Below are 23,628 nucleotides of genomic sequence, written 5' to 3'. Positions count from 1 at the left end.
GCATCACGCTGGAGGGGGTGGGGTGATGGATGTCACTCCCGCGGGTGCGGGGCCACGGCAATTTCGCGGTGCAGGCGGCCGGAATGCCGGGCTGCCATCAACCGGAAAAACCATCACCCCATGAAACTGAAGCAGATCTACACCGGGTGCATCGCCCACGCCGCCTACTACCTCGAGAGCGAGGGGGAGGTGGCCATCTTCGACCCGCTCCGCGAGGTGCAGCCCTACATCGACCAGGCCAAGGCCGATGGCGCGAAGGTGAAGTACGTCTTCGAGACGCACTTCCATGCCGATTTCGTGAGCGGCCACCTGGACCTGGCGAAGAAGACCGGTGCCACCATCGTTTACGGCCCCACCGCGAAGCCCGGCTTCACGGCGCATGTGGCCACCGATGGCGAGGTGTTCCACGTGGGCAAAGCCAAGGTGAAGGCCATCCACACCCCGGGCCACACCATGGAGAGCACCACCTACCTCGTGATCGACGAGAACGGCAAGGAGCACGGCATCATCACCGGCGATACGCTCTTCATCGGCGATGTGGGCCGCCCCGACCTGGCGCAGCACGTGATCGCGGACCTGACCGAGGAGAAGCTGGCCGGGCACCTGTACGATTCGCTGCGCAACAAGATCATGCCGCTGAGCGATGAGCTGATCGTGTACCCGAACCACGGCGCAGGCAGCGCGTGCGGCAAGAACATGAGCAAGGAGACCACGGATACCCTGGGCAACCAGAAGCGCACCAACTACGCGCTGCGTCCGGACATGACCAAGGAGGAGTTCATCAAGGAGCTGCTCACCGGCCTCACCACGCCACCGGGCTACTTCCCCAAGAATGTGCTCATGAACATCCAGGGCTACGAGAGCCTGGACACCATCATGGAGCGCGCCAAGACCGGCTACGACCCTTCGGCCTTCGAGGTGGTGGCCAACGAGGAGCGGCCGCTGGTGCTTGATACGCGCAGCGCGGCCGACTTCGCCAAGGGCTTCATCCCCAACAGCATCAACATCGGCCTCGACAGCAACTTCGCCATGTGGGTGGGCGAGATGATCCCCGACATCAAGCAGGCCATCCTGCTGGTGACCGAGCCGGGCAAGGAGGAGGAGAGCATCATCCGCTTGAGCCGCGTGGGCTACGATAACACCATCGGCTACCTGAAGGGCGGCTTCCCGGCGTGGAAGGCGGCCGGCAAGGAGGTCGACACGGTGGCGCGCATCAGCGCGCAGGAGTTCGCCAAGCGCTATGCCGCCAAGCCCGTCATCATCGATGTGCGCAAGCAGAGCGAGTTCGACAGCGAGCACGTGGTGGACGCCATCAATGTGCCGCTGAATCAGATCAACAGGCACCTGGCGCAATTCCCCAAGGAGACCCCCTTCATCCTGCACTGCGCAGGCGGCTACCGCAGCATGATCGCGGCCAGCATCCTCAAGTCGCGCGGCTGGGACAACTTCGTGGATGTGGAGGGCGGCTTCAGCGCCATCAAGGAGACCGATGTGAAGCGCACGGAGTACGTGTGCCCGACCACCTTGCTCTGAACCTGCAAGGTCGAAGAGAGGGCGCCCTTCCGGAAGGAGGGGCGCCCCCGCATTTCAGGATTGCCATGCCGGGCTTGACCCGGCGTCGGGACACGCGGTGAGGAAGCTGTGGCCGGTGGGGTAATGGCGTCAGCTATTGCGCCGGCACCTTCGGCTTCCGCACGTCCAGGTTGCACACCAGCGCGAGGTGCAGGGTGCTGTTCAGCTCGATGAGGTCAGCGCCGCTGGCCGCGCCGGGGCGCTGGATGGTCTGGTAGAGATAGCCGGCCAGGAGGCTTACGGGCTTGCTCACTTGGTAGCCTACGAGCGCTGAGATGCGGTTCTGGTTGATGTAATCCAAGCGCTGGCTGTCGCCGAAGCTGAGGAAGACCTCATCGTAGAGGTTGGCGCTGAACACGCCGGGCTCCACCTGGTCATGGCCGAGGGGCACCGTCAGCCACACGCGGTAGCGGAAGCGGCTCTGGTACGCGAAGCCGTCGAATTCACCCTGCGATGGGTCATCGGCCGAGGGCTTCAGCCTGGCGATGAAGCGCTCCTCCATGCGGAAGCGGTGCTGCAGCCGCGCGCGCCCGATGGCCTGCCCGCTGAGCTGCACTTGCTGGAAGAGGTGATGCTCCCAGTTCTGGTACCGGATGGGGTGATCGCCGTACGCGTAGTTGAAGTAATAGCTGTAGCCCTGCGTGAGCAGCACCTGGTCGTTCAAATGGAAGTTGATGGCGGGGCGCAGGAGCAGCTGCTGCCAATCCTTGCCCAGGTTGTCGCGTCGCCAATGCCCTTCGGTGTGGAAGCTCCAGCGGTCGCTGATGCGCTGATCGCCCCAATGGGACACCCACAGGTGCTGCTGCGGCTCGCTGACGCGCTGCGCCGCGGCCGGCAGCGCGGCGGCCAGGAGGAGGGGCAGGAGGATTCGGACGCTCATCCGCTCAGGCGTGCATGACGGCTTTCCGCGATTTCCGGCGCGCGGCATGAGGGTGCTGCGAGCGGGGCACAAGATGGCCCATCTCGGTCACTTCGAAGGTGCCGCCGTCACGCTCGTATTTCTCCTTGTAGGCGAATACGTGCTCCATCACGGTGTGGTCGACCAGGGTGGCCCGGTCGAAATCCACGCGCACGTGGTTCTTCGGCGGTATCGAGTCGAGCCGCTTCTTCAGCCCGAGGTAGTTGCTGAAGATGGCCGCATCGTGCACCTCCAGCACGAAGCGGTCGGCGAGGCTGTCGTAGCGCAGGTGCAGGTTGGGCTTGAAGAGCGAGCGGAGGCTGGCGCCGCGCGAAAGGTGGATGATGATCTTGAGCGCGATGCCGCTGAACACGCCGATGATGAGGTCGGTGGCGAGGGTGACGATCAGCGTGGTGACGAAGATGCTGAGTTGCTCGCGCCCGATCTGCAGGGTGTGCCTGAAGTGCTGCGGGGCGGCGAGGCGGTAGCCGGTGTACATGAGGATGGCGCCCAATGCGGCCAGCGGGATGCTGTGGATGAGGGTGGGGAAGGCGGCGATGAACACCAGCAGGAAGGCGCCGTGGAAGAAGTTGGCCCAGCCGGTGCGCCCGCCGTTGTTCACGTTGGCGCTGCTGCGCACGATCTCCGCGATCATGGGCAGCCCGCCGACGAGGCCCGCCAGCGCGCTGCCGGCGCCCACCGCGCTCAGGTCCTTGTTCAGGTCGCTCTCGCGCTTCCAGGGGTCCAGCTTGTCCACCGCCTTGGCGCTCAGCAGCGATTCGATGCCCTGCACCAGGGTGATGCTCACCACCGCGATGAGGAAGGGCAGCGTGAAGGCCTTGGACCAGTCGGGGAACACGAATCCATCGGCGAGGCTCTCCGGAAGCGTCACCAGGAACTTCGGGCCGATGCTGTACTCGTGGCCGTCGAGGAAGAGGTACTTGTGCTCGTGCTCCAGATCGAACCAGTGCCCGAGCGCGATGCCCACGAGCACCACCACCATGGGCGCGGGTATCATCTTCACCCACCTGTTCCTGATCACCGGCAGCAGGAACATGATCAGCAGGCTCACCCCGCCGATGATGGCCACCTCGGGATTCATGTGCAGGAGGCTGTTCGGGATCTCGGCCAGCAGCTCCAGCGGCTCCTTGCCCTCCGGCTTCACGCCCAGGGCCACGTGCGCCTGCTTGCTGAGGATGATGACGCCGATGGCCGCAAGCATGCCGTGCACCGCGCTGCTGGGGAAGAAGTCGCCCAAGCGGCCGGCCTTCATGCGCCCCAGCAGGAAGAGCAGCGCGCCGCTCACCACCACGGCGGCCAGCATGCTGCGGTAGCCCGCCATGGAATCACCGCCGCCGAGGCTCTCCACGGCGCCCAGGATCACCACGATGAGGCCTGCGGCTGGGCCGTTGATGGTGACGTGGCTGCCGTTGATGCGGGAGACGAGCAGGCCGCCGATGATCGCGGTGATGAGGCCCGCCATGGGCGGCACGCCGGAGGCGAGCGAGATGCCCAGGCAGAGCGGCAGGGCGATGAGGAAGACGATGAAACCGGAGAGGAGGTCGCTGCGCCAGTTCTCCTTGAGGCCGGCGAGCCCGGTGAGGGGAAGCTTCGTGTTGCTCATGCGGATGCGCACTACGGGTTCTGCGCGGTGCCAAAATTCCCGCGGGACGGAGGGGGCGTTATGAGAGTGGGATTAAAGCGGTGCCAACAGGTGTGAAGGCGGGGGGCTGAGCTGCATCCGCATAGCGACCGCGCGCGGGGCCACTACCTTTCAGCCGTTCAAGCCATGCGTGCGCTCATCGTCGAGGACGAACCCCAGGTGGCCGCCTTCATCGCCGCGGAGCTCGGCCGGATGGGCTTCACCGTGGATCAAGCGGCCGATGGCCTGGAGGGCATCCGGCAGGCGCAGGAGCACCGCTATGCCATCATCCTGCTCGACTGGATGCTGCCCAAGCGCAACGGCATCGAGGTGTGCAAGGCCATCCGCACCTCCGACCCCCATGTCCCCATCCTCATGCTCACCGCGCTGGACGGCGTGGAGGAGCAGGTGAAGGGCCTGGGCGCCGGCGCGGACGACTACCTGGCCAAGCCCTTCGACATCGCCGTGCTGCTCGCGCGGGTCAATGCGCTCATCCGCCGGACGCAGGGGCGCGGCACCGACAAGCTGCTGGTGTGCGGCGACCTGGTGATGGACCATGAGGCCAAGCGGGTGACCCGCGCCGACCAGGAGATCCGGCTCACCGCCCGCGAGTATGCCCTCCTGCACCACCTCCTCACGCATCAGGGCAGGGTGCTGGACCGCGCCACCATCCTGGATCAGGTCTGGGACACCAGCTTCGAGACCGAATCGAACGTGGTGGACGTGTACATCAACATGCTCCGCCGCAAGGTGGACAAGCCCTTCGGCCGTCCGCTCATCCACACGGTGACGGGCATGGGCTATGTGCTGCGCAACGATCGGCCATGAGCTTCCGATCGCGCATGGCCGTGGTGTTCACCCTGCTGGTGGGCGCGCTGCTGGCCCTGTTCGGCGTGCTGGTGCATGCCCACGCCGAGCACCTGCGCGAGGAGGAGTTCTTCGACCGGCTCGAGGACCGCGCCGTGCTGGTGGAGCGGCTCATCGAGGAATCGCGGGGCATGACGAAGAGCGAGGCGGGCCACCTGGCGAAGGCCCTGCGCGACGCGCTGCCCGAGGAGAGCATCGTGGTGATCGGCATAGACGGGCAGGTGCTCTTCGAGCGCGAGCCCATCGACCTGCCCACCAGCTGGCGCGAGACCGCCACGCGCAAGGGCAGGGCCCGCATCACGCAGGGCGACCGTCAGTTCGTGGTGGTGGACCGTCCCGAGACGCGCCCGCTGGGCATCCTCTACACCATGGCCTCGGCCATCGACGCCGCGGGGCATGAATCGCTGCGCGAGCTGCGCCGCTCCATGTGGCTCACCGGCCTGGTGGCGCTGCTGCTCACGGCGGGCATCGCCTGGCTCTATGCCACCTGGGCGCTGGTGCCCGTGCGCCTGCTGGTGCGCAAGGCTGCGGAGATCCACGAGCCATCGGAGCGCATCCCCGTGCCCCCCGGCCGCAGCGGCGATGAGCTGGCCGCCATCGCCACCACCTTCAACGAGCTGCTCTCGCGCATCGACAGCGCCTTCAGCGTGCAGCGCTCCTTCATCGCCAACGCCTCGCACGAGCTGCGCACGCCGCTCACCATCCTGCGCGGCGAGGCGCACCAGGCCCGGCAGTCGGACATCAGCGCGCAGACCGCCCAACGCCTGCGCGCCATCGAGGAGCAGGCCATGGTGATGCAGGACCTGCTGGAGCAGCTGCTCTGGCTGGCCCAGACGCGCGGCGCCGCCGAGCGCATCCCCTTCGCCGAGGTGCGCCTCGATGAGGTGGCCGAGCGCGCCCTGGAGCGTTGCCGCGCGCGCTACCCCGAGCGCCCCGTGCGCTTCGGCATGGATGAGGACCCGGAGGGGCGCGAGCCGCTGGTGCAGGGCAATGCGGTGCTGCTCACCGCAGCGCTCTACAACCTGCTCACCAATGCCGTGAAGTACGGCGGCGAGCGCATCGAGCTGCGCGTGGCCGTGCAGGGCCGCGATGCGGTGGCCACCGTCACCGATCACGGCAAGGGCATGGCGCCCGACGCGCTGGCCCGCGTGCGCGAGCTGTTCTACCGAACCGCGGACGCCGCACCCCTCGATGGCCATGGCATCGGCCTCGCCCTCGTGGACCGCATCATGCAGGTGCATGGCGGCCGGCTGGAGCTGAGCGCCGTGGAGGGCAAGGGCACCGTGGCGGCGGTGCGCATGGCGCTGGTGGGCTAGGGTCTCCGGCGTGCGCGGGCCGGAGAAGCGCTCATCCGTGGTACACCCGGCTGGCGGCGATGCGGCCATCGCGGATCACCAGCACCTCGCCCACGCGGAGGTCTTCCTCGCCGTCGACCTGGCGGATGTATTCCATGAAGACCGCGGTGCCATCGGTGATCAGGTTCCAAGCGGTGTAGCGCAGGCTGGGCAGGCGCTCGAAGGCATCGGCCCACCAGGCGTGCAGCGCGGGTTTGCCGCGCACCCGGCCTTCGGTCTCGGGCCGGCGCTGCTTCAGCTTGGGGCTGAAGTGCTCCGCATCGTCGTGGTAGAGGGCCAGCAGGGCAGGCAGGTCGTGCGCGTTGAAGGCGGCGAACCAGCGGTCGGCGATCTCGGGCGGGGTCATGGGGCAAAGGTGGGCGGCGCATCGTGCCGGGTGCCGTGCGGCGGGCGCTCGTGCAGCGGAAGGCCGCAATGGCGGGCCAGCGCGCGCGCGGCGGCGAGCCCCTCGGGCGTGAAGGCCCAGGAGCACAGGGCTCGGATGGGATGGTCGCGCTGCATGGCTCCGATGGCCCGCACGGCGAGTCGGCCGGCGATGCCCCTGCGCCGCCATTCAGGCAGCACCAGCCCGCTGCACAGGTACACGGCCTCGTAGGGCCCGTGCTCCGGCGTGCGCTCGTAGAGCTCGCGCTCGGTGATGCGCTCCGCCACGAACCGCTGCATGAGGTCGGCGGTGGTGGGGATGAGCAGCACCCACGCCACAGGTCCATCGGTGGTGGCCTCCTCCTGCACACTGGCCGGGTGCATGCGGCGCAGGCGCTGCAGCACGGCCTCGTCCACGTTGAGCTGCTCGGGGTCGGTGCGCACGGCGAAGACCTCGTCGGCCAGGCGCAGCAATCGCGCGTAGTTGTCGGGCATGGCCGCAAGTTGGCGAGCGTTGGCCTCAACGGCTTCGTTACCTCCCGTTCACGGCCGCGACCGGTGCTTTAATCCGCCTCTCATAACGCCCGCCGCATTCCCGGGCATCTTTGTGCCGTCCAAGAACCGCATCCGCATGGAGATCCTCGAGCGACGCCAGATGACCGCTGGATTCGATGAGCATGCGGTGCTGCACGACCTGAAGCACTACCTGCCGGCGCAGGCCCCGCTCAAGGACTTCATCCACCACAACACGCTGCATGCCTTCCAGCAGGAGCGTTTCCACGAGGCGCTGGCCCGGGCCTCGCGGATCTTCGGGTACAAGGTGTACCTCTCGGTGAACGAGTACCGCCGGCTCTTCCACGAGGGGCGCATCAATGCCGCCGTGATGGACCGCGTCATCGCCGACCACCACGGCATCGACGGCCTCGCGGCATGGCGGCACAGGCTGCTGGAGAAGCCCTACGACAACGCCATCGTGCCGCGCATCGGCTCGCTGCGGGCCCATTGGAAGCGCGACCGCCGCATCGACCTCGACGCGCTCACCCACACGCTCCTCTTCCGGGTGCTGAACAGCTACCTGGACCAGGGCATCGCCATCTGGCGGTTCCCCGTTTGGGACAAGGGCTTCCTGGCCAGTGTGCGCGAGCTGCAGCGGCATGCGTGGAGCGGGCTGCTGCGCGGCCGGCGCGCCATCGGCCTGCTCCTGGAGGAGGGCACCACCATCGCCCAGCTCCTCGGCATCCTGGTGGGCGATGAGTCGCTCTATGCCGATTACCTCTTCGACCAGCAGTTCGCGCACAGCGGCTGGAGCGGCCTGGTGAGCGTGATCGAGGACCAGCCCGGCACGCTGCTCGACCGCCGGCGCATCAGCCTGAAGGAGGTGATCCTCTTCGAGCTGCTGCTGGAGATCGATGCCCTGGACCGCCAGTACCCCAAGGGCTGGCGCCCGCTCGCCGAGGGCATGAAGCACCGGCCGCGCCCGCTCTTCGACCCCGTGCCCAGGGCCGAGGTGGATGCGGTGCGGGCGCTGTGGCAGGAGGCCTTCGAGTGGACCTTGTACGACGACGCGCTGGCCGGCATCGACATGGCCGCCCCGCGCCCCCTCACCGACGGCCCCACCGCCCAGGGCCTCTTCTGCATCGACGACCGCGAGTGCAGCCTGCGGCGCCACCTGGAGCACCTGGACCACGGCTTCGACACCTATGGCACCGCGGGCTTCTTCGGCGTGGAGTTCCACTACAAGCCCGAGCACGGGAAGTTCCACACCAAGGTGGCGCCCGCCCCCGTGCAGCCCCGCTACCTGATCAAGGAGGTGGACAAGCGCCACAAGCTGGGGCGCGATCCGCACTTCACCCGCCACACGCACGGCCTGGTGGCCGGCTGGCTCATCTCGCAGACCCTCGGCTTCTGGTCGGCGCTCAAGCTCTTCGTGAGCATCTTCAGGCCCAGCAGCACGCCGGGCACCAGCGATTCCTTCCAGCACATGGATGCGCAGGCATCGCTCACCGTGGAGCACTGCGGGGTGCACGAGGATGGCCTGCAGGTGGGCTTCACGGTGCCCGAGATGGCGCAGCGCGTGGAGGGCACGCTGCGCAGCATCGGGCTGGTGAAGGGCTTCGCGCCGGTGGTGTACGTGGTGGGCCATGGCGCCAGCAGCGTGAACAACCCGCACTACGCGGCCTACGATTGCGGCGCGTGCAGCGGCCGGCCCGGCTCGGTGAACGCCCGCGTGTTCTGCCAGATGGCGAACCATCCGCAGGTGCGGGCCCTGCTCCGGGAGCGCGGCATCGACATCCCGTACACCACGCGCTTCCTGGGCGCGCTGCACGACACCACGCGCGACGAGATCGCCTACTACGACGAGGAGCTGCTGGCCGGCGCGCAGGTGCATGCCCACGAGCGCAACAAGCGCATCATCGCCGAGGCACTGGAGCGCAACGCCCGCGAGCGCTCGCGCCGCTTCCTCAGCATCGACAGCGCGCTGCCCGGCGAAACGGTGCACGAGCGCGTGAAGCGGCGCAGCGTCTCGCTCTTCGAGCCGCGCCCGGAGCTGAACCATGCCACCAACGCCCTCGCCATCGTGGGCCGCAGGGCCATGACGCGCGGCATCTTCCTCGACCGCCGCGCCTTCCTCAACTCCTACGACCCGCTGCTCGACCCCGAGGGGCAGCACCTGCTGGGCATCCTCAACGCCGTGGCGCCCGTGTGCGGCGGCATCAACCTGGAGTACTACTTCTCGCGCATGGACAACCAGAAGCTCGGCGCGGGCACCAAGCTGCCGCACAACGTGATGGGCCTCATCGGCGTGGCCAACGGCATCGAGGGCGACCTGCGCCCCGGCCTGCCCAGCCAGATGATCGAGGTGCACGACCCCCTGCGGCTGCTGGTGGTGGTGGAGCAGGTGCCCGAAGTGGTGCTGCGCACGATCCAGAAGGTGCCGGCCACCTACGGGTGGTTCGCCAACGACTGGGTGCATCTGGTGGCGGTGCATCCCGAGCGCCGCACCATGCACCGCTTCCGCGGCGGCGCCTTCGAGGACTTCACCCCGCTGCGCACCCAGCTGCCGGTGGCCGCCGATGAGCTCTCCGTGATCGCCCGGCAGGAGGACAACGCCGAGGTGATGCTGCTGATGGATTGAGCCCCGGCCAAAGGACCCTGAGGCAAGGCATCCGATAACCCAGAGCCCCATGCAGCTGCTGCTCCCCCTCTTCGTACTGGTTCCGCTCGCGGGCTTCCTCATCAGCCTGCTGGTGCACCGGCGCGCCGAGATGGCCCTCTCGCGCACGGCCTACCTCACCGCCGCGGTGCAGGCCGCGTTGATCACCGGCTACATCATCGCCTGGGCGCTGGGCGGCTTCGACGCCATCAACGTGAAGGAGGTGTCGGTGTTCCGCTCCGAGGGCTACGAGTTCTTCATCGATCTCTACTTCGACCGGGTGACGGCCGTGTACCTCTTCATGGGCGCCATCCTCACCTTCCTGATCACGGTTTACAGCCGCTACTACCTGCACCGCGAGGAGGGCTACAAGCGCTTCTTCAACACCATCCTCTTCTTCTTCACGGGCTATTCGCTCACCGTGCTCGCGGGCAACTTCGAGACGCTCTTCCTGGGCTGGGAGGTGCTGGGCCTCTCGTCCTTCCTGCTGATCGGCTTCTACCGCGACCGCTACCTGCCGGTGCGCAACAGCGTGAAGGTGTTCTCCATCTACCGCGTGGGCGACGTGGGGCTGCTGCTGGCCATGTGGATGAGCCACCACCTGTGGCACGAGAACATCACCTTCCACAAGCTCAACGACTACGTGCTGGTGCACGACCAGCTGGCGGCGCATTCGCTGGTGGGCATCTTCATCTCGCTGGCCGTGCTGCTGGCGGCCGCGGCCAAGAGCGCGCAGCTGCCCTTCAGCTCGTGGCTGCCGCGCGCCATGGAGGGCCCCACGCCGAGCAGCGCCATCTTCTACGGCTCGCTCTCGGTGCACATCGGCGTGTTCCTGCTGCTGCGCACCTTCCCCTTCTGGGAGCACCAGCCCAGCGTGCGCGTGCTCATCGGCCTGCTGGGCCTGGCCACGAGCCTGATGGCCGCCGGCACCGCGCGCGTGCAGAGCAGCGTGAAGGCCCAGATCGCCTACAGCTCCATCGCCCAGATCGGGCTCATCTTCATCGAGGTGGCCCTGGGGCTGGAGCTGCTCGCGCTCATCCACTTCATGGGCAATGCCTTCCTGCGCACCTACCAGCTGCTGGTATCGCCCTCGGTGGTCACCTACCTCATCCGCGAGCAGTTCTACCACTTCACCCCGCGCGAGCACACCTTCGAGGACACCCTGCCCAAGCGGCTGGAGTACACCCTGTACCTGCTCTGCCTGCGGGAGTGGGACCTGGAGTCGTTCATGTACCGCCGCCTGTGGAACCCGCTGAAGCGCATGGGCCGCAGCCTCGATGCGCTCAACATCAACCGCATGCTCTCCATCCTGCTGCCCCTCTACATCGCCGGGCTGGTGGCGCTCTGGCAGGCGGAGCGCATGCCCGCGGGGCTCCGGCACGCCCTGCCCGTGGCCATGGCCCTCATCGGGCTGGTGCTGGTGCTGCGCGCCTTCACCGAGCGCAAGCACGTGCGCCGGGCGCTCTCCATGGTCATCATGGGCCACTTCTGGGTGGCGCTGGCCATCTCCTTCAACGCGCATTTCGACGGCAGCCACATCGCCATCTACCTGAGCGGCGTGGTGGTCTGCGGCACGCTGTCGATCCTCGCCGTGAACCGGCTGCGCCGCACCGAGCGCAACGTGGACCTCGGCCGCTTCCACGGGCACGCCTTCGAGCATCCCCGGCTGGCGCTCCTCTTCCTGCTGGCCTGCCTGGGCCTGGCCGGCTTCCCCATCACGCCCACCTTCCTCGGCGAGGACCTCATCTTCTCGCACATCCATGCCGACCAGCTGCTGCTGGCGGCGCTGGTGGCGCTCAGCTTCGTGCTCAACGGGCTGGCGCTCATCCGCCTCTACGCGCGCATCTTCCTGGGCCCGCACGTGAAGACCTACCACGAGGTGGCCTATCGCTCCGCCTAGCCGGCGGCCGGGCCCTGGGGGCGATTGGCGGCGCCACCCCGATCTTCGGGCCCCATGAGCATGCACCGCACCGTCCGCGTAACCAAGCGCTTCACCTTCGAGATGGCCCACGCCCTGCGCTGCCACGATGGCCTGTGCGCCAATATCCACGGGCACAGCTACGTGCTCGATGTCACCATCGCCGGCACGCCCGCCGAGGCGCCGGGCCATCCCAAGGACGGCATGGTGATCGACTTCGCCGACCTGAAGCGCATGGTGAGGCCCATCGTGGACCGCTTCGATCACGCCCTCTTCCTGCACGAGCGCGACAAGGGGGCGGTGAAGCCCGATGAGCCCCTCTTCGGCCGCGTGATCCTCACGCCCTGGCAGCCCACCTGCGAGAACATCCTGCTGGCGATCGTGGAGGAGCTGGCGCCGCAGCTGCCGGGCGATGCGAAGCTGGTGGCGGCGCGCCTGCAGGAGACGGCCACCAGCTGGGCGGAGTGGGAAGCCTGATGATGGACCCCCACCTCATCGCCCTCGTCCTCTTCCTCCTCATCGCCACCCTCTACAGCAGCGTGGGCCATGCGGGCGCCAGCGGCTACCTGGCGGTGATGGCCCTGCTCTCCTTCGCGCCCGAGACCATCCGGCCCACCGTGCTGGTGCTCAACATCGCCGTGGCGGGCATCGCCAGCTGGCGCTATGTGCGAGCGGGCCTTTTCGATGCCAAGGTGTTCTGGCCCCTTGCGCTGATCGCCCTGCCCATGGCCTACCTGGGCGGCGCGTTGCGCTTGCCGGCACAGGCGTTCAAGTTGGTGGCCGGCGTGTTCCTCCTGGCTTCGGCGGTATTGATGGCCTGGCGTGCGCTGTCCCCTCCGCGGGAGGTGGAAGCGCGGCCCATGCCCCGCTGGACCGCAGCGCTCATCGGCCTGCCCACCGGCCTGGTCTCGGGCATCATCGGGGTGGGCGGGGGCATCTTCCTCTCGCCGATCCTCATCGCGGGTCGCTGGGCACAGGTGCGGCACGTCTCCGGCATCGCGGCGATGTTCATTCTCGTCAACTCCGTCGCGGGGCTCATCGGCCAGTGCAGCACGGAGCTGGTGCTGGAGCCCTTCCTGCCGTGGTGGCTGCTTGCGGTGGTGGCCGGCGGCCTCGTCGGTTCCCAGCTGGGCGCCACGCGCTTCGGTGCACGGGCCATCCTCGCCGCCCTCTTCCTGGTGCTGCTGACCGCCGGGGTGAAGATGCTGGCGGCCGGATGAGCCCGCACGCCGGATCGCCCCAAGCGCCGATCTTCACCGGCATGACCCACCCCTGGCACGGCATCGCCCCCGGCGCGCACGCCCCGCAGCGCGTCAACGCCATCATCGAGATCCCCAAGGGCAGTTCCGGCAAGTACGAGCTGCACAAGGAAAGCGGCCTCCTCATGCTCGACCGCGCCCTCTTCAGCGCCGTGCACTACCCGGCCAACTACGGCTTCATCCCGCAGACCTATTGCGACGACAAGGACCCGCTGGACATTCTGGTGCTCAGCAGCCTCGCCCTGCCGCACCGCTGCCTGGTGGATGCCACGGTGATCGGCGTGATGCGCATGGTGGACCGCGGCGAGGCCGACGACAAGATCATCGCCGTGGCGACGAAGGACGAGAGCGTGAACCACATCACCGACATCGCGCAGCTGGCGCCGCACACCGAGAAGCAGATCCGGCGCTTCTTCATGGACTACACCGTGCTGGAGGGGAAGGAGGTGAAGGTGGAGGCATTCCAGGGGCGCGCGGAGGCGCTGCGGATCGTGCAGGAGGGCATGGCGCTCTATGCGTCCACCTTCGGCGGCAAGGGCTGAGCGGCGCGGGCGGAGTTGCTCCCCGCAGGGGTCACGCGGCCATCGCCGCCGGAGCCTTGGCCCTCACTCGAAGTAGGTGGCGTAGGCGGCCAGGTGGCTGCGGAGGTCCGCGCGCTGCGCCTCGGTGCCCGCGAAGTCGCGCAGCTGGTGGTGGATGGGCAGCAGGTAGTTGTGCAGCTGCTCATGCGCCTCGCCCGTCATGGTGCAGCGCTCGAAGATGAGGCCGAACTCCTCCTCCAGCGCGGCCTTCAGCGCCTTGGGGTCGCCGCCGGCGGGGTCGTAGGCGCCCAGGATGCGCTGCATGCTGGCGATGCCGGCGGTGGTCTCCGGGTTGGCCTTCCAGCGCTGTCCGTTGTCCAGCGTCACGGCGGGCAGGGCCTCCTGGTCGGCGGTAGTGGCGCTGTCCTGCGCCGCCGGGGCGTGATCGGCATGGTCGTGGCCCGGCCCGCCGCAGCTGAGCAGGAACGCGGCCGTGACCGGCAGGAGCAGATGGGGGCGGTGGTGCATGGCGGGGATGGTTGATGGCGCAGCAGCGCCCGCACGATGGCTGCGGAAAGCCTGCTGCGCACCGCAAAGCACGGCACGGTACATGCCGCTGGGGCTGATGGGCGTCATGCCGGAGCGGTCCTCGGCGGGCGGTGCACCCCGTGGGCTCCACCGGGCCATCGCCATAGCTTCACCCGGTGAAGCCGCTCACCCGCACCGTCTGGGTCCTCTCGCTCGTCAGCCTCTTCACCGACCTGGCCAGCGAGATGCTCTACCCGGTGATGCCGCTCTACCTGCAGCACATCGGCTTCAGCATGCTGCTGATCGGCATCCTGGAAGGCGTGGCCGAGGCCACCGCCGGGCTCAGCAAGGGCTGGTTCGGGCTGCGGAGCGACCAGCTGCAGCGCCGCCTGCCCTTTGTGCAATGGGGCTACCTCCTCAGCGCGCTCAGCAAGCCGATGCTCGCGCTCTCGGGCGCCGTGTGGTGGGTCTTCGCCGCCCGCACCACCGACCGCCTGGGCAAGGGCCTGCGCACCGGCGCACGCGATGCCCTGCTCAATGCCGCGTGCACGCCGGCCAACAAGGGGCGTGTCTTCGGCTTTCACCGCAGCATGGACACGCTGGGCGCGGTGTTCGGTCCGGCGCTGGCACTGGTCTACCTGCATTTCCACCCGGCGGATTATGTGACGCTCTTCCTCATCGCCTTCGCACCGGGGCTGCTGGCCATCGCGCTCACCCGCCTGCTGAAGGAGCCACGGACCACCGCGAACAAGGCCGCCTGGCCCGGCTTCTTCGCATTCCTGCGCTATTGGAAGGAAGCCCCGCTCGGCTACCGCCGCCTCACCACCGGCCTGCTGCTCTTCGCGCTCTTCAACAGCAGCGATGTCTTCCTGCTGCTCGGCGCCAAGCAGGCGGGCCTCAGCGACAGCCACACCATCGGGGTCTACATCTTCTACAACCTGGTGTATGCGCTCTTCGCCTTTCCGCTGGGCGCCCTGGCGGACCGCATCGGGGTGAAGCGCGTGTTCCTCATCGGCCTCCTCCTCTTCGCCGGGGTGTACTTCGGCATGGCCACCGCCAACGGCCTGGTGATGGTGGCGCTGCTCTTCTTCGGCTATGGCCTCTATGCCGCCGCCACCGAGGGCGTGGCGAAGGCCTGGATCGGCCAGTTGGTGCCGAAGGAGCAGATGGCCTCGGCCGCAGGCACCTATGCCGGCCTGCAAAGCCTGTGCGCGCTGGTGGCCAGCAGCCTGGCGGGCGCGTTGTGGATGGCCTTCGGACCCGCGGTCACCTTTGGGGTAACAGCCGTGATGGCGCTGGTGGTGATGGGCTACCTGCTGGCGGTGACGGGTGCGCCTGGCGCAGCGCCCCGTGCCTGAGCCGATGGACCGGGGGCAGGGCCCAGCCGCGTGCACCTGCGCTGCGCGCGATGATGCACCTTCGCAGGAAAGCCGCCGCATGAGGCCCGTCGACAAGCACTTCGACCTGCGGGAGGACCTGATCCTGCGGGACCACCTGGCCCTGGTGCGCACGCGCCTGGCCAACGAGCGCACCCTGCTCAGCTACATCCGCAGCACCCTCTACCTGCTCATCGGCGGCCTGGCGCTGCTGCAGATGGAAGGCCTCGGCCGGCTGCACTGGCTGGGCATCGTGGCGCTCTGCCTCAGCGCGGTCTTCATCCTCTTCGGCACCTACCGCTACGTCACCCTGCGCCGGCAGCTCAACAACTATTACCCGGAGGACGGGCGCGGGGAGGGGGGATAGCCGGCGCAGGCCCCAGCTGCCCGCCGCCGGGGGCAGGCGCGGCCAAGCCGGAGCGGATTGCTAGTTTTAGGAGCGCCCGCCACGGGCCGCCTGTCAACGGAGTCCGCAACCGATCATCCCTGGGTGCATGCTCAAGCCATCGCTGGAGGAATACAAGCTGCTGCGCGTGGACCTGGCCGAGATCCGCGCGCAGATCACCAAGTACATGGGCTTCATCATCAGCATCCTCGGCGGTGCGGGCATCCTCTCCAGGGTCTTCTTCGGCGAGGTGGGCAGTGCCGTGGGGGTGCTGCTGGTGATGCTCTTCACCATGATGGTGACCACGCTGCTCTTCGAGATCATCTGGTACAAGTTCAGGTCGCACAACCGGCATGCCGGCTACATCCAGATGCTCTCCCACGAGATCGCCTATGCGCCCCTGCCGCCCCCCCATGAGGAGCAGAACGGCCATTACAAGGCCTACCTGGACACGATCGTGGAGGGCTACTACCGCAACCAGGCCGGGCAGGCGATGGACAGCGGGCCCGACTTCGTATCGCGGCTCAGCGAGGTGCACTCCTGGGAGTTCGTGCTCTCGCGCTACCGGCGCACCACGGGCGCCAGCGGCAACCGGTGGCTGCGGCCGCTGGAGAAGTCGAAGTATGCCTATGCGCTGGGCGCCTCGCTGCGGTACCGCGACTTCCGCGATGCGAACGGCGAGTTCTTCAACAGGGCCGCGACCGACAAGGCGACCGACAAGGCGACCGGCAAGGTGAAGGACTACGACCTCTCCTTCTACGAGGAGGTGGTGATGCACATGACGGGCCGCCGCCGCGTGGGCCTGCTCACCCGCCTGCGCCACGGCTTCGCCAACATCATCAGCCAGCAGGCCAACCCCGCGCACCTCTACGACACCAAGCAGATGAAGATCATGGACAGCTACCGCTTCCATGGCTGGCGCTACCCCCGCAAGCTCACCCAGATGGGCGGCATCGGCATGGCCATCATGTTCATCTTCTCGGCCTATGAGGCGGCCAAGCACCACGCCGTGGGCTTCGGCGCGGTGCAATTCGATTGGTTGAAGACCTTCGAGATCGGCAGCGTGCTGCTGGCCATGGCCTCCATGCTGCTGCTCTGGCTGGGGCGCTACTGCTACGGGGTGCTCGACCTGGAGTCGCGCTACGAGTCCATCGACTACTACTGCTGGTCCTTCCTGCCCTTCCGCATCCAATTCCTCAACGGCCGGGGCATCATGCCCCTCTACTTCTCGCGCGACTTCATCCGCTTCATGAAGTCGCGGCGGCTGCTGCACGCCCTTGATGCCATGGAGCGGCAGCGGGGCGACCATCGCTGCGCAGCCTGCCAGAATTCAGTCACCGTGGAGGATGCCTACCTGCACAAGGACATCGCCCTGTGCACGGGCTGCCGCGACGGCATGTCCGCGCATTACCGCCGGCACATGCGCTTCGAGGCCAAGCACCTCAGGCGCGGGCATGCGCAGCTGGTGGACGCCGTGCTGCGCTAGCGGGCGCCCCCAACGGCAAAGGCCCCTGGGCGCTGCCCAAGGGCCTCTTGTGCCTTGGCAGGGTCTCTCGAAGAGGACCGGGCCACTGTTGGCATCAACCGCAGGCATCCCGTTGGGCCTTGGAGAGACGCCGGATAACCGCCGCACCCGCGCGTCCTTCCTGCGCGGTTTCCGGCGTGACGGACCTGCGTGCGTGGTGCGCAGCGATATGACAAGCTGACCTGCCCACATAGCAACATGCGCTAACCTATCCGCACCGGCCACCTCCCCCGGACCGTCACGCCGGGCGTGTGAAGGCCTTGCGCGGTAGGGGACCCGGCGTCTCTCCCAAGGCCATTCGCTGTGCATCGGAGAGACGCCGGATAACCGCTTCCCGCGCTCATGCTTCCTCGCGCGGTTTCCGGCGTGACGGACTTAGCGGTGTTGTGCGTTGCGACGAGGGCACCGGGACCTACCCACATAGCAACATGCGCTAACCTATCCGCACCGGCCACCTCCCCCGGACCGTCACGCCGGGCGTGTGAGGCCTTGCGCGTGGATGACCCGGCGTCTCTCCCAAGGCCATTCGCTGTGCATCGGAGAGACGCCGGATAACCGCTTCCCGCGCTCATGCTTCCTCGCGCGGTTTCCGGCGTGACGGACTTAGCGGTGTTGTGCGTTGCGACGAGGGCACCGGGACCTACCCACATAGCAACATGCGCTAACCTATCCGCACCGGCCACCTCCCCCGGACCGTCACGCCGGGCGTGTGCAGGCCTTGCGCGTGGATGACCCGGCGTCTCTCCCAAGGCCATTCGCTGTGCATCGGAGAGACGCCGGATAACCGCTTCCCGCGCTCATGCTTCCTCGCGCGGTTTCCGGCGTGACGGACTTAGCGGTGTTGTGCGTTGCGACGAGGGCACCGGGACCTACCCACCCGGCAGCATGCGCTAACCTATCCCTACCGGCCACCTGCATCGGACCGTCACGCCGGGCGTGTGAAGGCCTTGCGCGGTAGGGGACCCGGCGTCTCTCCCAAGGCCATTCGCTGTGCATCGGAGAGACGCCGGATAACCGCTTCCCGCGCTCATGCTTCCTCGCGCGGTTTCCGGCGTGACGGACTTAGCGGTGTTGTGCGTTGCGACGAGGGCACCGGGACCTACCCACATAGCAACATGCGCTAACCTATCCGCACCGGCCACCTCCCCCGGACCGTCACGCCGGGCGTGTGCAGGCCTTGCGCGTGGATGACCCGGCGTCTCTCCCAAGGCCTTCCGCCATGACTCCCCCCCGAACGTGAAAAGCCCCGGCTGGACACCGGGGCTTTTCACACAAGGAAGGACCTGCTGTGCGCGGGGCCGCTGCGTGGCGGGGCGGCTGCGGCCCGTGGCGCTCGGTGGCCCTAGGCGGCGCGGCCCATGGCCGGATCGCACTGGCGGCCCTCGCCGGCCACGCCGATGGCGCTCACGCAGAACCAGTAGGCTTTCAGGCTCTCCAGGTCGGCTACCACATGGCTGGCACGGGTGGTGTAGCCGATGGGCTGCCAGTTGGCCTCCACGTTGGGGTCGCTCTCGGTCTTCCACACCCGGTAGCCATGGGCCCCATGCACGCGGCGCCAGCGCAGTTCAAGGGTGCGGGCGCTGTTGCTGCCGCGCACCGTCAGGTTGCGCGTGGTGCCGGGCACGCCCACCGGTTCGGGCCGCTTGGCCATCTCGAACCCGGTGGTGAGCAGCTTCGCCTCGTCCCCCTGCGCCACCATCCGCACATAATCCGCCACACTCGACAACATCACCTTCGCCTCCGCCATCCGTGCATTGCGCGCCGCCTTGCTGGCCTTGCTGCCCTCGGTGGCCAGCGCAATGGCCGCCTCCAGCTCATCCCCCTTCGCGGTCAGTTCCGCCATCGTCACCGGAGGGGTCGGGAACAAGGCGTTGCCGGTCAGCTTGGCCACCACATTGCGGAGCAACGCCAGCAGGCGTACAGCGGTGAGCGCGTACAGGGACAGTTTGATCTTCGCCTTCATCTTCTACCGCTCCGTGGACCCGGTGGAGCGAAGCCGTGGTTGTTAGCGGTCCTGGGCCTGTAACGGGGGCCTTCGCGAAGAGGGCCCCCAAGCCCCTGCATTATGCCATATGGCATATCGCACCCGTGCCAGCTTCCGCATCCATGCCGCCGTGCAGGGCATCCATGCCATATGGCATATTCCACGCGTTTCGTAACCCCTTGGTGCAGCACCGCACCCGAAGGGGGGCTGAAGGGGGCCTGCGCCGGCCGGCCATCACCGCCCGGAGGCCAGGCGACCACGGTCCGCGTGAAGGGCGACTACGATCGAAGTGGGGGAGGACTTCGGTCCAAGCGGACGGCGACCGCGATCGATGTGAAAGGCGACCAGGATCCGAGTGGCAGGCAACTGCGATCGAAGTGGAGGGCGACTGCGAGTGAAGTGGAGGGCGACTGCGATCGAAGTGGCAGGCAACTGCGATCGAAGTGAAGGGCGACCAGGATCCGAGTGGAGGGCGACTGCGGTTGAAGTGGAAGGCGACCTGGATCGAAGTGGAGAGCGACCAGGGTTGAAGTGGAAGGCGACCAGGATTCGGGTGGAGGGCGATTCCGATCGACGTGGCGGGTGACTTGGGGCCAGGTGGCGGGTGACTGGGATCGAAGTGGAGGGCAAAGGCGATCGCAGTGGAAGGCCGGTACGGATCGAATGGGGTATGGCTCCGACCCCCATGGAAGGCAAGTCCGCTCGTGGTGGAGGGCAACGCGCGTCACGATGGAGCAGGATCGGCGACCGATTGGCGGGTCCTGCGCAGCCCAAGCGGCAATCCCACCGGGCGGAGGGGCTTTGGGCATGGACGCCGATGGCGCCGCAGGGAAGGCCCGCTGCCGGGTGGCCGGGCGGCGATTCCATCACTGGCCTCTTGGCCCACTTGCCGGACCCAGAGCATTCACCCTGAGCTTTCACCCTGAGCTTGTCGAAGGGTGTCGAAGGGTGTCGAAGGGGCCGCTGGCTGACTGGCTACTTGCCCACGCACCCACCTGCCCGCTACGTCACGTTTTGACCAATTGTGTATGCTATTTTACCCCCGAGATGGACGAACGTGAACACGAACTGGTGCGCCTGCTGGCCGAGCATGCCTCGCTGGGCAACGGCAAGGCCCGCCAGTTGCTGGGCTGGGATGAAGCCACCTACGAGCAGGTGAAACAGGCCCTGGTGGCCAAAGGCCAAGTGGCCATCGGCCGGGGCCGTGGAGGCAGCATTGCATTGGTGGCCGCAGGCCAAAAGGCCCATGGGCCGGTAAGCCAGCAGGCCCGGCCCGCACCCACCGCGTCGGATGCACCTGTAGCGTCGACCCACCGGGTCGACCGAGAAGGTACGCAGCAAGAGGCCTTAAGCCCAATGGCCAACGAACCGCTTGCCGTGTACCCCAAGCGAGGCCCCGGCCGACCCCGCAAGGCCGATAGGCCACAGGCCCATGGCCAAGAGGCCCCTAAGCCCAAAGGCCCCAAGGCCAATGGCTCCGCCACCACTGGGTCCGCCACGCCCCAGCGTGGCCCTAAACCCTCCGGCTCCGCCTTCGAGCAGGCCTTCCGCAACATTGACAATGTGCTCTGGAAAGAGGCCGGGTGCAGCAACGAGCTCGACTACACCGAGCAGACCAGCTGGATCCTCTTCCTCAAATACCTGGACGACCTGGAGGCCACCAAGCAGATGGCCGCCGAGCTGGAGGGCAAGCCCTATACGCCCATCCTAAGCGCCGACTACCGCTGGCCGGTATGGGCCTGCCCGCGCAACAAGGAGGGTAAGATCGACCACCACAAGGCCCTCAGCGGCCCCGACCTGGTCGACTTCGTGGACCAGAAGCTCTTCCCCTACCTGCGCGGCTTCAAGCAGCGCGCCAGCGGGCCCAACACCCTGGAGTACAAGATCGGCGAGATCTTCGGCGAGCTCACCAACAAGGTGAAGAGCGGCTACAACCTGCGCGAGATCCTGGAGGCCGTGGACGCGCTCCACTTCCAGACCAGCGAGGAGAAGCACGAGCTGAGCGAGCTGTACGAGGGCAAGATCCAGCGCATGGGCAACGCCGGGCGCAACGGCGGCGAGTACTACACCCCGCGCCCCCTGATCCGCGCCATTGTGCAGGTGCTGGACCCGCGCATCGGCGAAACGGTGTACGATGGCGCCGCCGGCAGCGCGGGCTTCCTGTGCGAGGCCTTCGCCCACATGCAGGCCCAGGCCCGCAGCACCAGCGACCACCAGGTGCTGCAGAGCAACACCTTCTTCGCCAAGGAGAAGAAGGGCCTGGCCTACATCATCGGCCTCATGAACATGATCCTGCACGGCATTGAGGCGCCCAACGTGGTACACACCAACACGCTGGCCGAGAACCTGCAGGACATCCAGCCCAAGGACCAGCATGATGTGGTGCTGGCCAACCCGCCCTTCGGCGGCAAGGAGCGGCCGGAAGTGCAGCAGAACTTCCCCATCAAGACCGGCGAAACGGCCTTCCTCTTCCTGCAGCACTTCATCAAGAGCCTCAAGGCCGGTGGCCGCGCGGGCATCGTGATCAAGAACACCTTCCTCAGCAACACGGACAACGCCAGCATCAGCCTGCGCCGCAAGCTGCTGGAAGAGTGCGACCTGCACACCATCCTGGACATGCCGCAGGGCACCTTCCAGGGTGCGGGCGTAAAGACGGTGGTGCTCTTCTTCGAGAAGGGGCGCCCCACGCGCCGCATCTGGTACTACCAGCTGGACCCCGGCCGCAGTCTGGGCAAGACCAACCCGCTGAACGAGGCCGACCTCGCCGACTTTGTGCAACTGGCCAAGACCAAGGCGGACAGCGTGAACAGTTGGAGCCGCTCGGTGGCTGAGGTCCTCGAAGCCACCGAGACCTATGACCTCAGCGTGAAGAACCCCAACCGGGCGGAGGAAGCGCCGCTGCGGGAGCCGAAGGTGATCCTGCAGGAGATGCGGGAGTTGGATGCGAGGACGAAGGAGTTGATGTCCAGTATCGAAGCGCTATTGAAGTGATGTGGAAGGAAGTAGCGCTTGATCAAGTCTGTGACGTCGAGTTCGGAACTCGGGTTGTGAAGAAGAAGGATGGCGGCTCCATCTACCCTGTGTATGGTGGCGGTGGTGCAACGTTCAGCATGGACGAGTACAACCGCGAGGATAGGTTAGTGGTTGCTCGGTTCGCGATGTCCGAGCAATGCACTCGCTTTGTTGAAGGCAGGTTCTTTTTGAACGACAGTGGCCTCACTGTTAGCGCTAAGGATAGCGGTCGATTGTACCAGCGCTTCTTGGATTACCACTTGTTAGCGCTGAACGATACGATCTACTCACTCGGCAAAGGCACTGCACAGAAGAACTTGGAATCGGATGCGTTCAGGAAGCTCACGTTGAGCATTCCGGATAGTGTCCCCGAACAGCAGCGGATCGTCACGAAGCTGGATGCGGCGTTCGTGGCGCTGCGCGAAGCCGAAGGGCACGTGGAGCGCAACCGCGCCAATGCCCGGGAGCTGTTCGAGAGCTACTTGAATGGGGTGTTTGAGGGGAAGGAGGGGTGGGTGACTCGTCCGTTGAGCGAGTTCATTCACGTCAAGCACGGCTTCGCATTTCTTGGAGAGCACTTCACCCAATCCGGCGATTATGTGCTACTCACGATGGGCAACTTCTTCGAGAGCGGCGGTTACCGCGACCGTGGCGAGAAGCAGAAGTACTACGTAGGACCGATTCCTGAAGAGTTCGTGCTTTCACAAGGCGATCTCGTCGTTGCCATGACCGAGCAAGCGGCCGGACTACTTGGGGCTCCTTTGCTCGTGCCCGAGTCGGGTAAGTTCCTGCACAATCAACGGATCGGACTTGTCCAGCAGCCGAATGGCGTAGTCGTGCTGAACGAGTTCCTCTTCCACATCTTCAACACGAAGCCATTCCGGGATGCCGTGCATGCAAGTGGCAGTGGTGTGAAGGTCAGGCACACATCACCTACCAAGATTGGCGAGGTCGAGGTGAGCTATCCAACATCATTGAACGAACAACGACGCATCGTTGACGCGCTCGCTTCACTGGAGAAGGAGACCAAGCAACTCGAAGCCACCTACCAGCAGAAGCTGAGGGAGCTTGAAATGCTGAAGAAGTCGGTCTTGGGAGCAGCCTTCAGCGGAGAACTATGATCAGGGGAGCACATCGCCGTTCGTGCCGGGCTAGCGCCCGGCGGACCGGCTTGAAGAAGGGCTTGTTGGGGGCGGCGTTCAGGTGGGAGTTGTAACATTTGTTGGGTCGCACCCATTCAAGCGCATGATCCAACCTGATTAACTTGCA

General features: G+C 66.8%; 19 protein-coding genes. 13 read left to right on the top strand and 6 right to left on the bottom strand.

Going from position 1 to position 23,628, the window contains the following annotated elements; translation table 11 throughout:
• Positions 1-120 precede the first annotated feature (120 nt).
• Positions 121-1,533, top strand: coding sequence for an MBL fold metallo-hydrolase (locus tag QY325_08605; protein WKZ64829.1), 1,413 nt, complete (start codon positions 121-123; stop codon positions 1,531-1,533).
• Positions 1,534-1,666: 133 nt separating this feature from the next.
• Here QY325_08605 and QY325_08600 read toward each other — a convergent pair whose 3' ends face one another.
• Together QY325_08600 and QY325_08595 are read right to left on the bottom strand one after the other, a co-directional pair.
• Positions 1,667-2,452 carry a DUF2490 domain-containing protein gene (locus QY325_08600; GenBank protein ID WKZ64828.1) on the bottom strand — a complete coding sequence of 262 codons (786 nt, stop codon included), beginning with the start codon at positions 2,450-2,452 and terminating at the stop codon, positions 1,667-1,669.
• A gap of 4 nt (positions 2,453-2,456) precedes the next feature.
• Positions 2,457-4,094 carry a SulP family inorganic anion transporter gene (locus tag QY325_08595; GenBank protein WKZ64827.1) on the bottom strand — a complete coding sequence of 546 codons (1,638 nt, stop codon included), beginning with the start codon at positions 4,092-4,094 and terminating at the stop codon, positions 2,457-2,459.
• Between the two features lie 165 nt (positions 4,095-4,259).
• Between QY325_08595 and QY325_08590 the strand changes: the two genes are divergently transcribed.
• Both QY325_08590 and QY325_08585 read left to right on the top strand, forming a co-directional pair.
• Positions 4,260-4,940: a response regulator transcription factor gene (locus QY325_08590; GenBank protein WKZ64826.1), complete on the top strand. Its 681-nt coding sequence runs from the start codon at positions 4,260-4,262 to the stop codon at positions 4,938-4,940.
• Entirely contained in the window at positions 4,937-6,295 is a 1,359-nt protein-coding gene (locus tag QY325_08585) for a HAMP domain-containing sensor histidine kinase (protein WKZ64825.1), read from the top strand. Before QY325_08590 ends, QY325_08585 begins: the two co-directional genes overlap by 4 nt.
• Before the next feature lie 31 nt (positions 6,296-6,326).
• On the opposite strand, the gene QY325_08580 is transcribed toward QY325_08585, so the two are convergent.
• Both QY325_08580 and QY325_08575 read right to left on the bottom strand, forming a co-directional pair.
• Positions 6,327-6,680 (bottom strand): nuclear transport factor 2 family protein, encoded by a 354-nt coding sequence (locus QY325_08580; GenBank protein WKZ64824.1) that lies wholly within the window; start codon positions 6,678-6,680, stop codon positions 6,327-6,329.
• The gene (locus tag QY325_08575; GenBank protein ID WKZ64823.1) at positions 6,677-7,192 is read right to left on the bottom strand and encodes a hypothetical protein; all 516 of its coding nucleotides are present in this window, start codon (positions 7,190-7,192) and stop codon (positions 6,677-6,679) included. Before QY325_08575 ends, QY325_08580 begins: the two co-directional genes overlap by 4 nt.
• A 136-nt stretch (positions 7,193-7,328) precedes the next feature.
• On the opposite strand from QY325_08575, the gene QY325_08570 reads away from it, so the two are divergent.
• The 5 genes from QY325_08570 to QY325_08550 are packed head-to-tail and all read left to right on the top strand — an operon-like array spanning position 7,329 to position 13,570.
• Positions 7,329-9,833: a DUF2309 domain-containing protein gene (locus tag QY325_08570; protein WKZ64822.1), complete on the top strand. Its 2,505-nt coding sequence runs from the start codon at positions 7,329-7,331 to the stop codon at positions 9,831-9,833.
• A gap of 49 nt (positions 9,834-9,882) precedes the next feature.
• Positions 9,883-11,751, top strand: coding sequence for a proton-conducting transporter membrane subunit (locus QY325_08565; protein WKZ64821.1), 1,869 nt, complete (start codon positions 9,883-9,885; stop codon positions 11,749-11,751).
• 54 nt (positions 11,752-11,805) lie between these two features.
• Complete coding sequence (locus QY325_08560) at positions 11,806-12,246, top strand: 6-carboxytetrahydropterin synthase (GenBank protein ID WKZ64820.1); 441 nt, start codon at positions 11,806-11,808, stop codon at positions 12,244-12,246.
• Positions 12,246-12,989: a sulfite exporter TauE/SafE family protein gene (locus QY325_08555; GenBank protein ID WKZ64819.1), complete on the top strand. Its 744-nt coding sequence runs from the start codon at positions 12,246-12,248 to the stop codon at positions 12,987-12,989. Before QY325_08560 ends, QY325_08555 begins: the two co-directional genes overlap by 1 nt.
• A gap of 41 nt (positions 12,990-13,030) precedes the next feature.
• Positions 13,031-13,570: an inorganic diphosphatase gene (locus QY325_08550; protein WKZ64818.1), complete on the top strand. Its 540-nt coding sequence runs from the start codon at positions 13,031-13,033 to the stop codon at positions 13,568-13,570.
• A gap of 63 nt (positions 13,571-13,633) precedes the next feature.
• Here QY325_08550 and QY325_08545 read toward each other — a convergent pair whose 3' ends face one another.
• On the bottom strand, positions 13,634-14,236 hold the full coding sequence (locus QY325_08545) for a hypothetical protein (protein ID WKZ64817.1): 603 nt from the start codon (positions 14,234-14,236) through the stop codon (positions 13,634-13,636).
• A gap of 17 nt (positions 14,237-14,253) precedes the next feature.
• Here QY325_08545 and QY325_08540 point away from each other — a divergent pair, with 17 nt between their 5' ends.
• The 3 genes from QY325_08540 (at position 14,254) to QY325_08530 (ending at position 17,324) form a co-directional block, all read left to right on the top strand.
• A complete protein-coding gene (locus QY325_08540) occupies positions 14,254-15,435 on the top strand; it encodes an MFS transporter (protein WKZ64816.1) in 1,182 nt (393 codons plus the stop codon).
• Between the two features lie 79 nt (positions 15,436-15,514).
• Positions 15,515-15,820: a DUF202 domain-containing protein gene (locus tag QY325_08535; protein ID WKZ64815.1), complete on the top strand. Its 306-nt coding sequence runs from the start codon at positions 15,515-15,517 to the stop codon at positions 15,818-15,820.
• Positions 15,821-15,947: 127 nt separating this feature from the next.
• Positions 15,948-17,324: a hypothetical protein gene (locus QY325_08530; GenBank protein ID WKZ64814.1), complete on the top strand. Its 1,377-nt coding sequence runs from the start codon at positions 15,948-15,950 to the stop codon at positions 17,322-17,324.
• A gap of 1,381 nt (positions 17,325-18,705) precedes the next feature.
• On the opposite strand, the gene QY325_08525 is transcribed toward QY325_08530, so the two are convergent.
• Entirely contained in the window at positions 18,706-19,326 is a 621-nt protein-coding gene (locus QY325_08525) for a fibronectin type III domain-containing protein (protein ID WKZ64813.1), read from the bottom strand.
• A gap of 1,068 nt (positions 19,327-20,394) precedes the next feature.
• Between QY325_08525 and QY325_08520 the strand changes: the two genes are divergently transcribed.
• Together QY325_08520 and QY325_08515 are read left to right on the top strand one after the other, a co-directional pair.
• Positions 20,395-22,338, top strand: a complete 1,944-nt coding sequence (locus tag QY325_08520; protein WKZ64812.1) for an N-6 DNA methylase — start codon at positions 20,395-20,397, stop codon at positions 22,336-22,338.
• Positions 22,338-23,480: a restriction endonuclease subunit S gene (locus QY325_08515; protein WKZ64811.1), complete on the top strand. Its 1,143-nt coding sequence runs from the start codon at positions 22,338-22,340 to the stop codon at positions 23,478-23,480. The genes QY325_08520 and QY325_08515 overlap by 1 nt, the downstream gene beginning before the upstream one ends.
• The last annotated feature ends 148 nt before the right edge of the window (positions 23,481-23,628 follow it).

It is taken from the genome of Flavobacteriales bacterium (genome assembly GCA_030584065.1).
In the GTDB taxonomy this organism is placed as follows: Bacteria; Bacteroidota; Bacteroidia; order Flavobacteriales_F; family PHOS-HE28; genus PHOS-HE28.
This window is presented reverse-complemented; position numbering and strand designations above follow the sequence as displayed.

Coding starts and splice junctions, on each gene's coding strand:
- QY325_08605 (WKZ64829.1), top strand. CDS start 121: ATGAAACTGAAGCAGATCTACACCGGGTGCATCGCCCACGCCGCCTAC.
- QY325_08600 (WKZ64828.1), bottom strand. CDS start 2,452: ATGAGCGTCCGAATCCTCCTGCCCCTCCTCCTGGCCGCCGCGCTGCCG.
- QY325_08595 (WKZ64827.1), bottom strand. CDS start 4,094: ATGAGCAACACGAAGCTTCCCCTCACCGGGCTCGCCGGCCTCAAGGAG.
- QY325_08590 (WKZ64826.1), top strand. CDS start 4,260: ATGCGTGCGCTCATCGTCGAGGACGAACCCCAGGTGGCCGCCTTCATC.
- QY325_08585 (WKZ64825.1), top strand. CDS start 4,937: ATGAGCTTCCGATCGCGCATGGCCGTGGTGTTCACCCTGCTGGTGGGC.
- QY325_08580 (WKZ64824.1), bottom strand. CDS start 6,680: ATGACCCCGCCCGAGATCGCCGACCGCTGGTTCGCCGCCTTCAACGCG.
- QY325_08575 (WKZ64823.1), bottom strand. CDS start 7,192: ATGCCCGACAACTACGCGCGATTGCTGCGCCTGGCCGACGAGGTCTTC.
- QY325_08570 (WKZ64822.1), top strand. CDS start 7,329: ATGGAGATCCTCGAGCGACGCCAGATGACCGCTGGATTCGATGAGCAT.
- QY325_08565 (WKZ64821.1), top strand. CDS start 9,883: ATGCAGCTGCTGCTCCCCCTCTTCGTACTGGTTCCGCTCGCGGGCTTC.
- QY325_08560 (WKZ64820.1), top strand. CDS start 11,806: ATGAGCATGCACCGCACCGTCCGCGTAACCAAGCGCTTCACCTTCGAG.
- QY325_08555 (WKZ64819.1), top strand. CDS start 12,246: ATGATGGACCCCCACCTCATCGCCCTCGTCCTCTTCCTCCTCATCGCC.
- QY325_08550 (WKZ64818.1), top strand. CDS start 13,031: ATGACCCACCCCTGGCACGGCATCGCCCCCGGCGCGCACGCCCCGCAG.
- QY325_08545 (WKZ64817.1), bottom strand. CDS start 14,236: ATGGCCCGGTGGAGCCCACGGGGTGCACCGCCCGCCGAGGACCGCTCC.
- QY325_08535 (WKZ64815.1), top strand. CDS start 15,515: ATGAGGCCCGTCGACAAGCACTTCGACCTGCGGGAGGACCTGATCCTG.
- QY325_08530 (WKZ64814.1), top strand. CDS start 15,948: ATGCTCAAGCCATCGCTGGAGGAATACAAGCTGCTGCGCGTGGACCTG.
- QY325_08525 (WKZ64813.1), bottom strand. CDS start 19,326: ATGAAGGCGAAGATCAAACTGTCCCTGTACGCGCTCACCGCTGTACGC.
- QY325_08520 (WKZ64812.1), top strand. CDS start 20,395: ATGGACGAACGTGAACACGAACTGGTGCGCCTGCTGGCCGAGCATGCC.
- QY325_08515 (WKZ64811.1), top strand. CDS start 22,338: ATGTGGAAGGAAGTAGCGCTTGATCAAGTCTGTGACGTCGAGTTCGGA.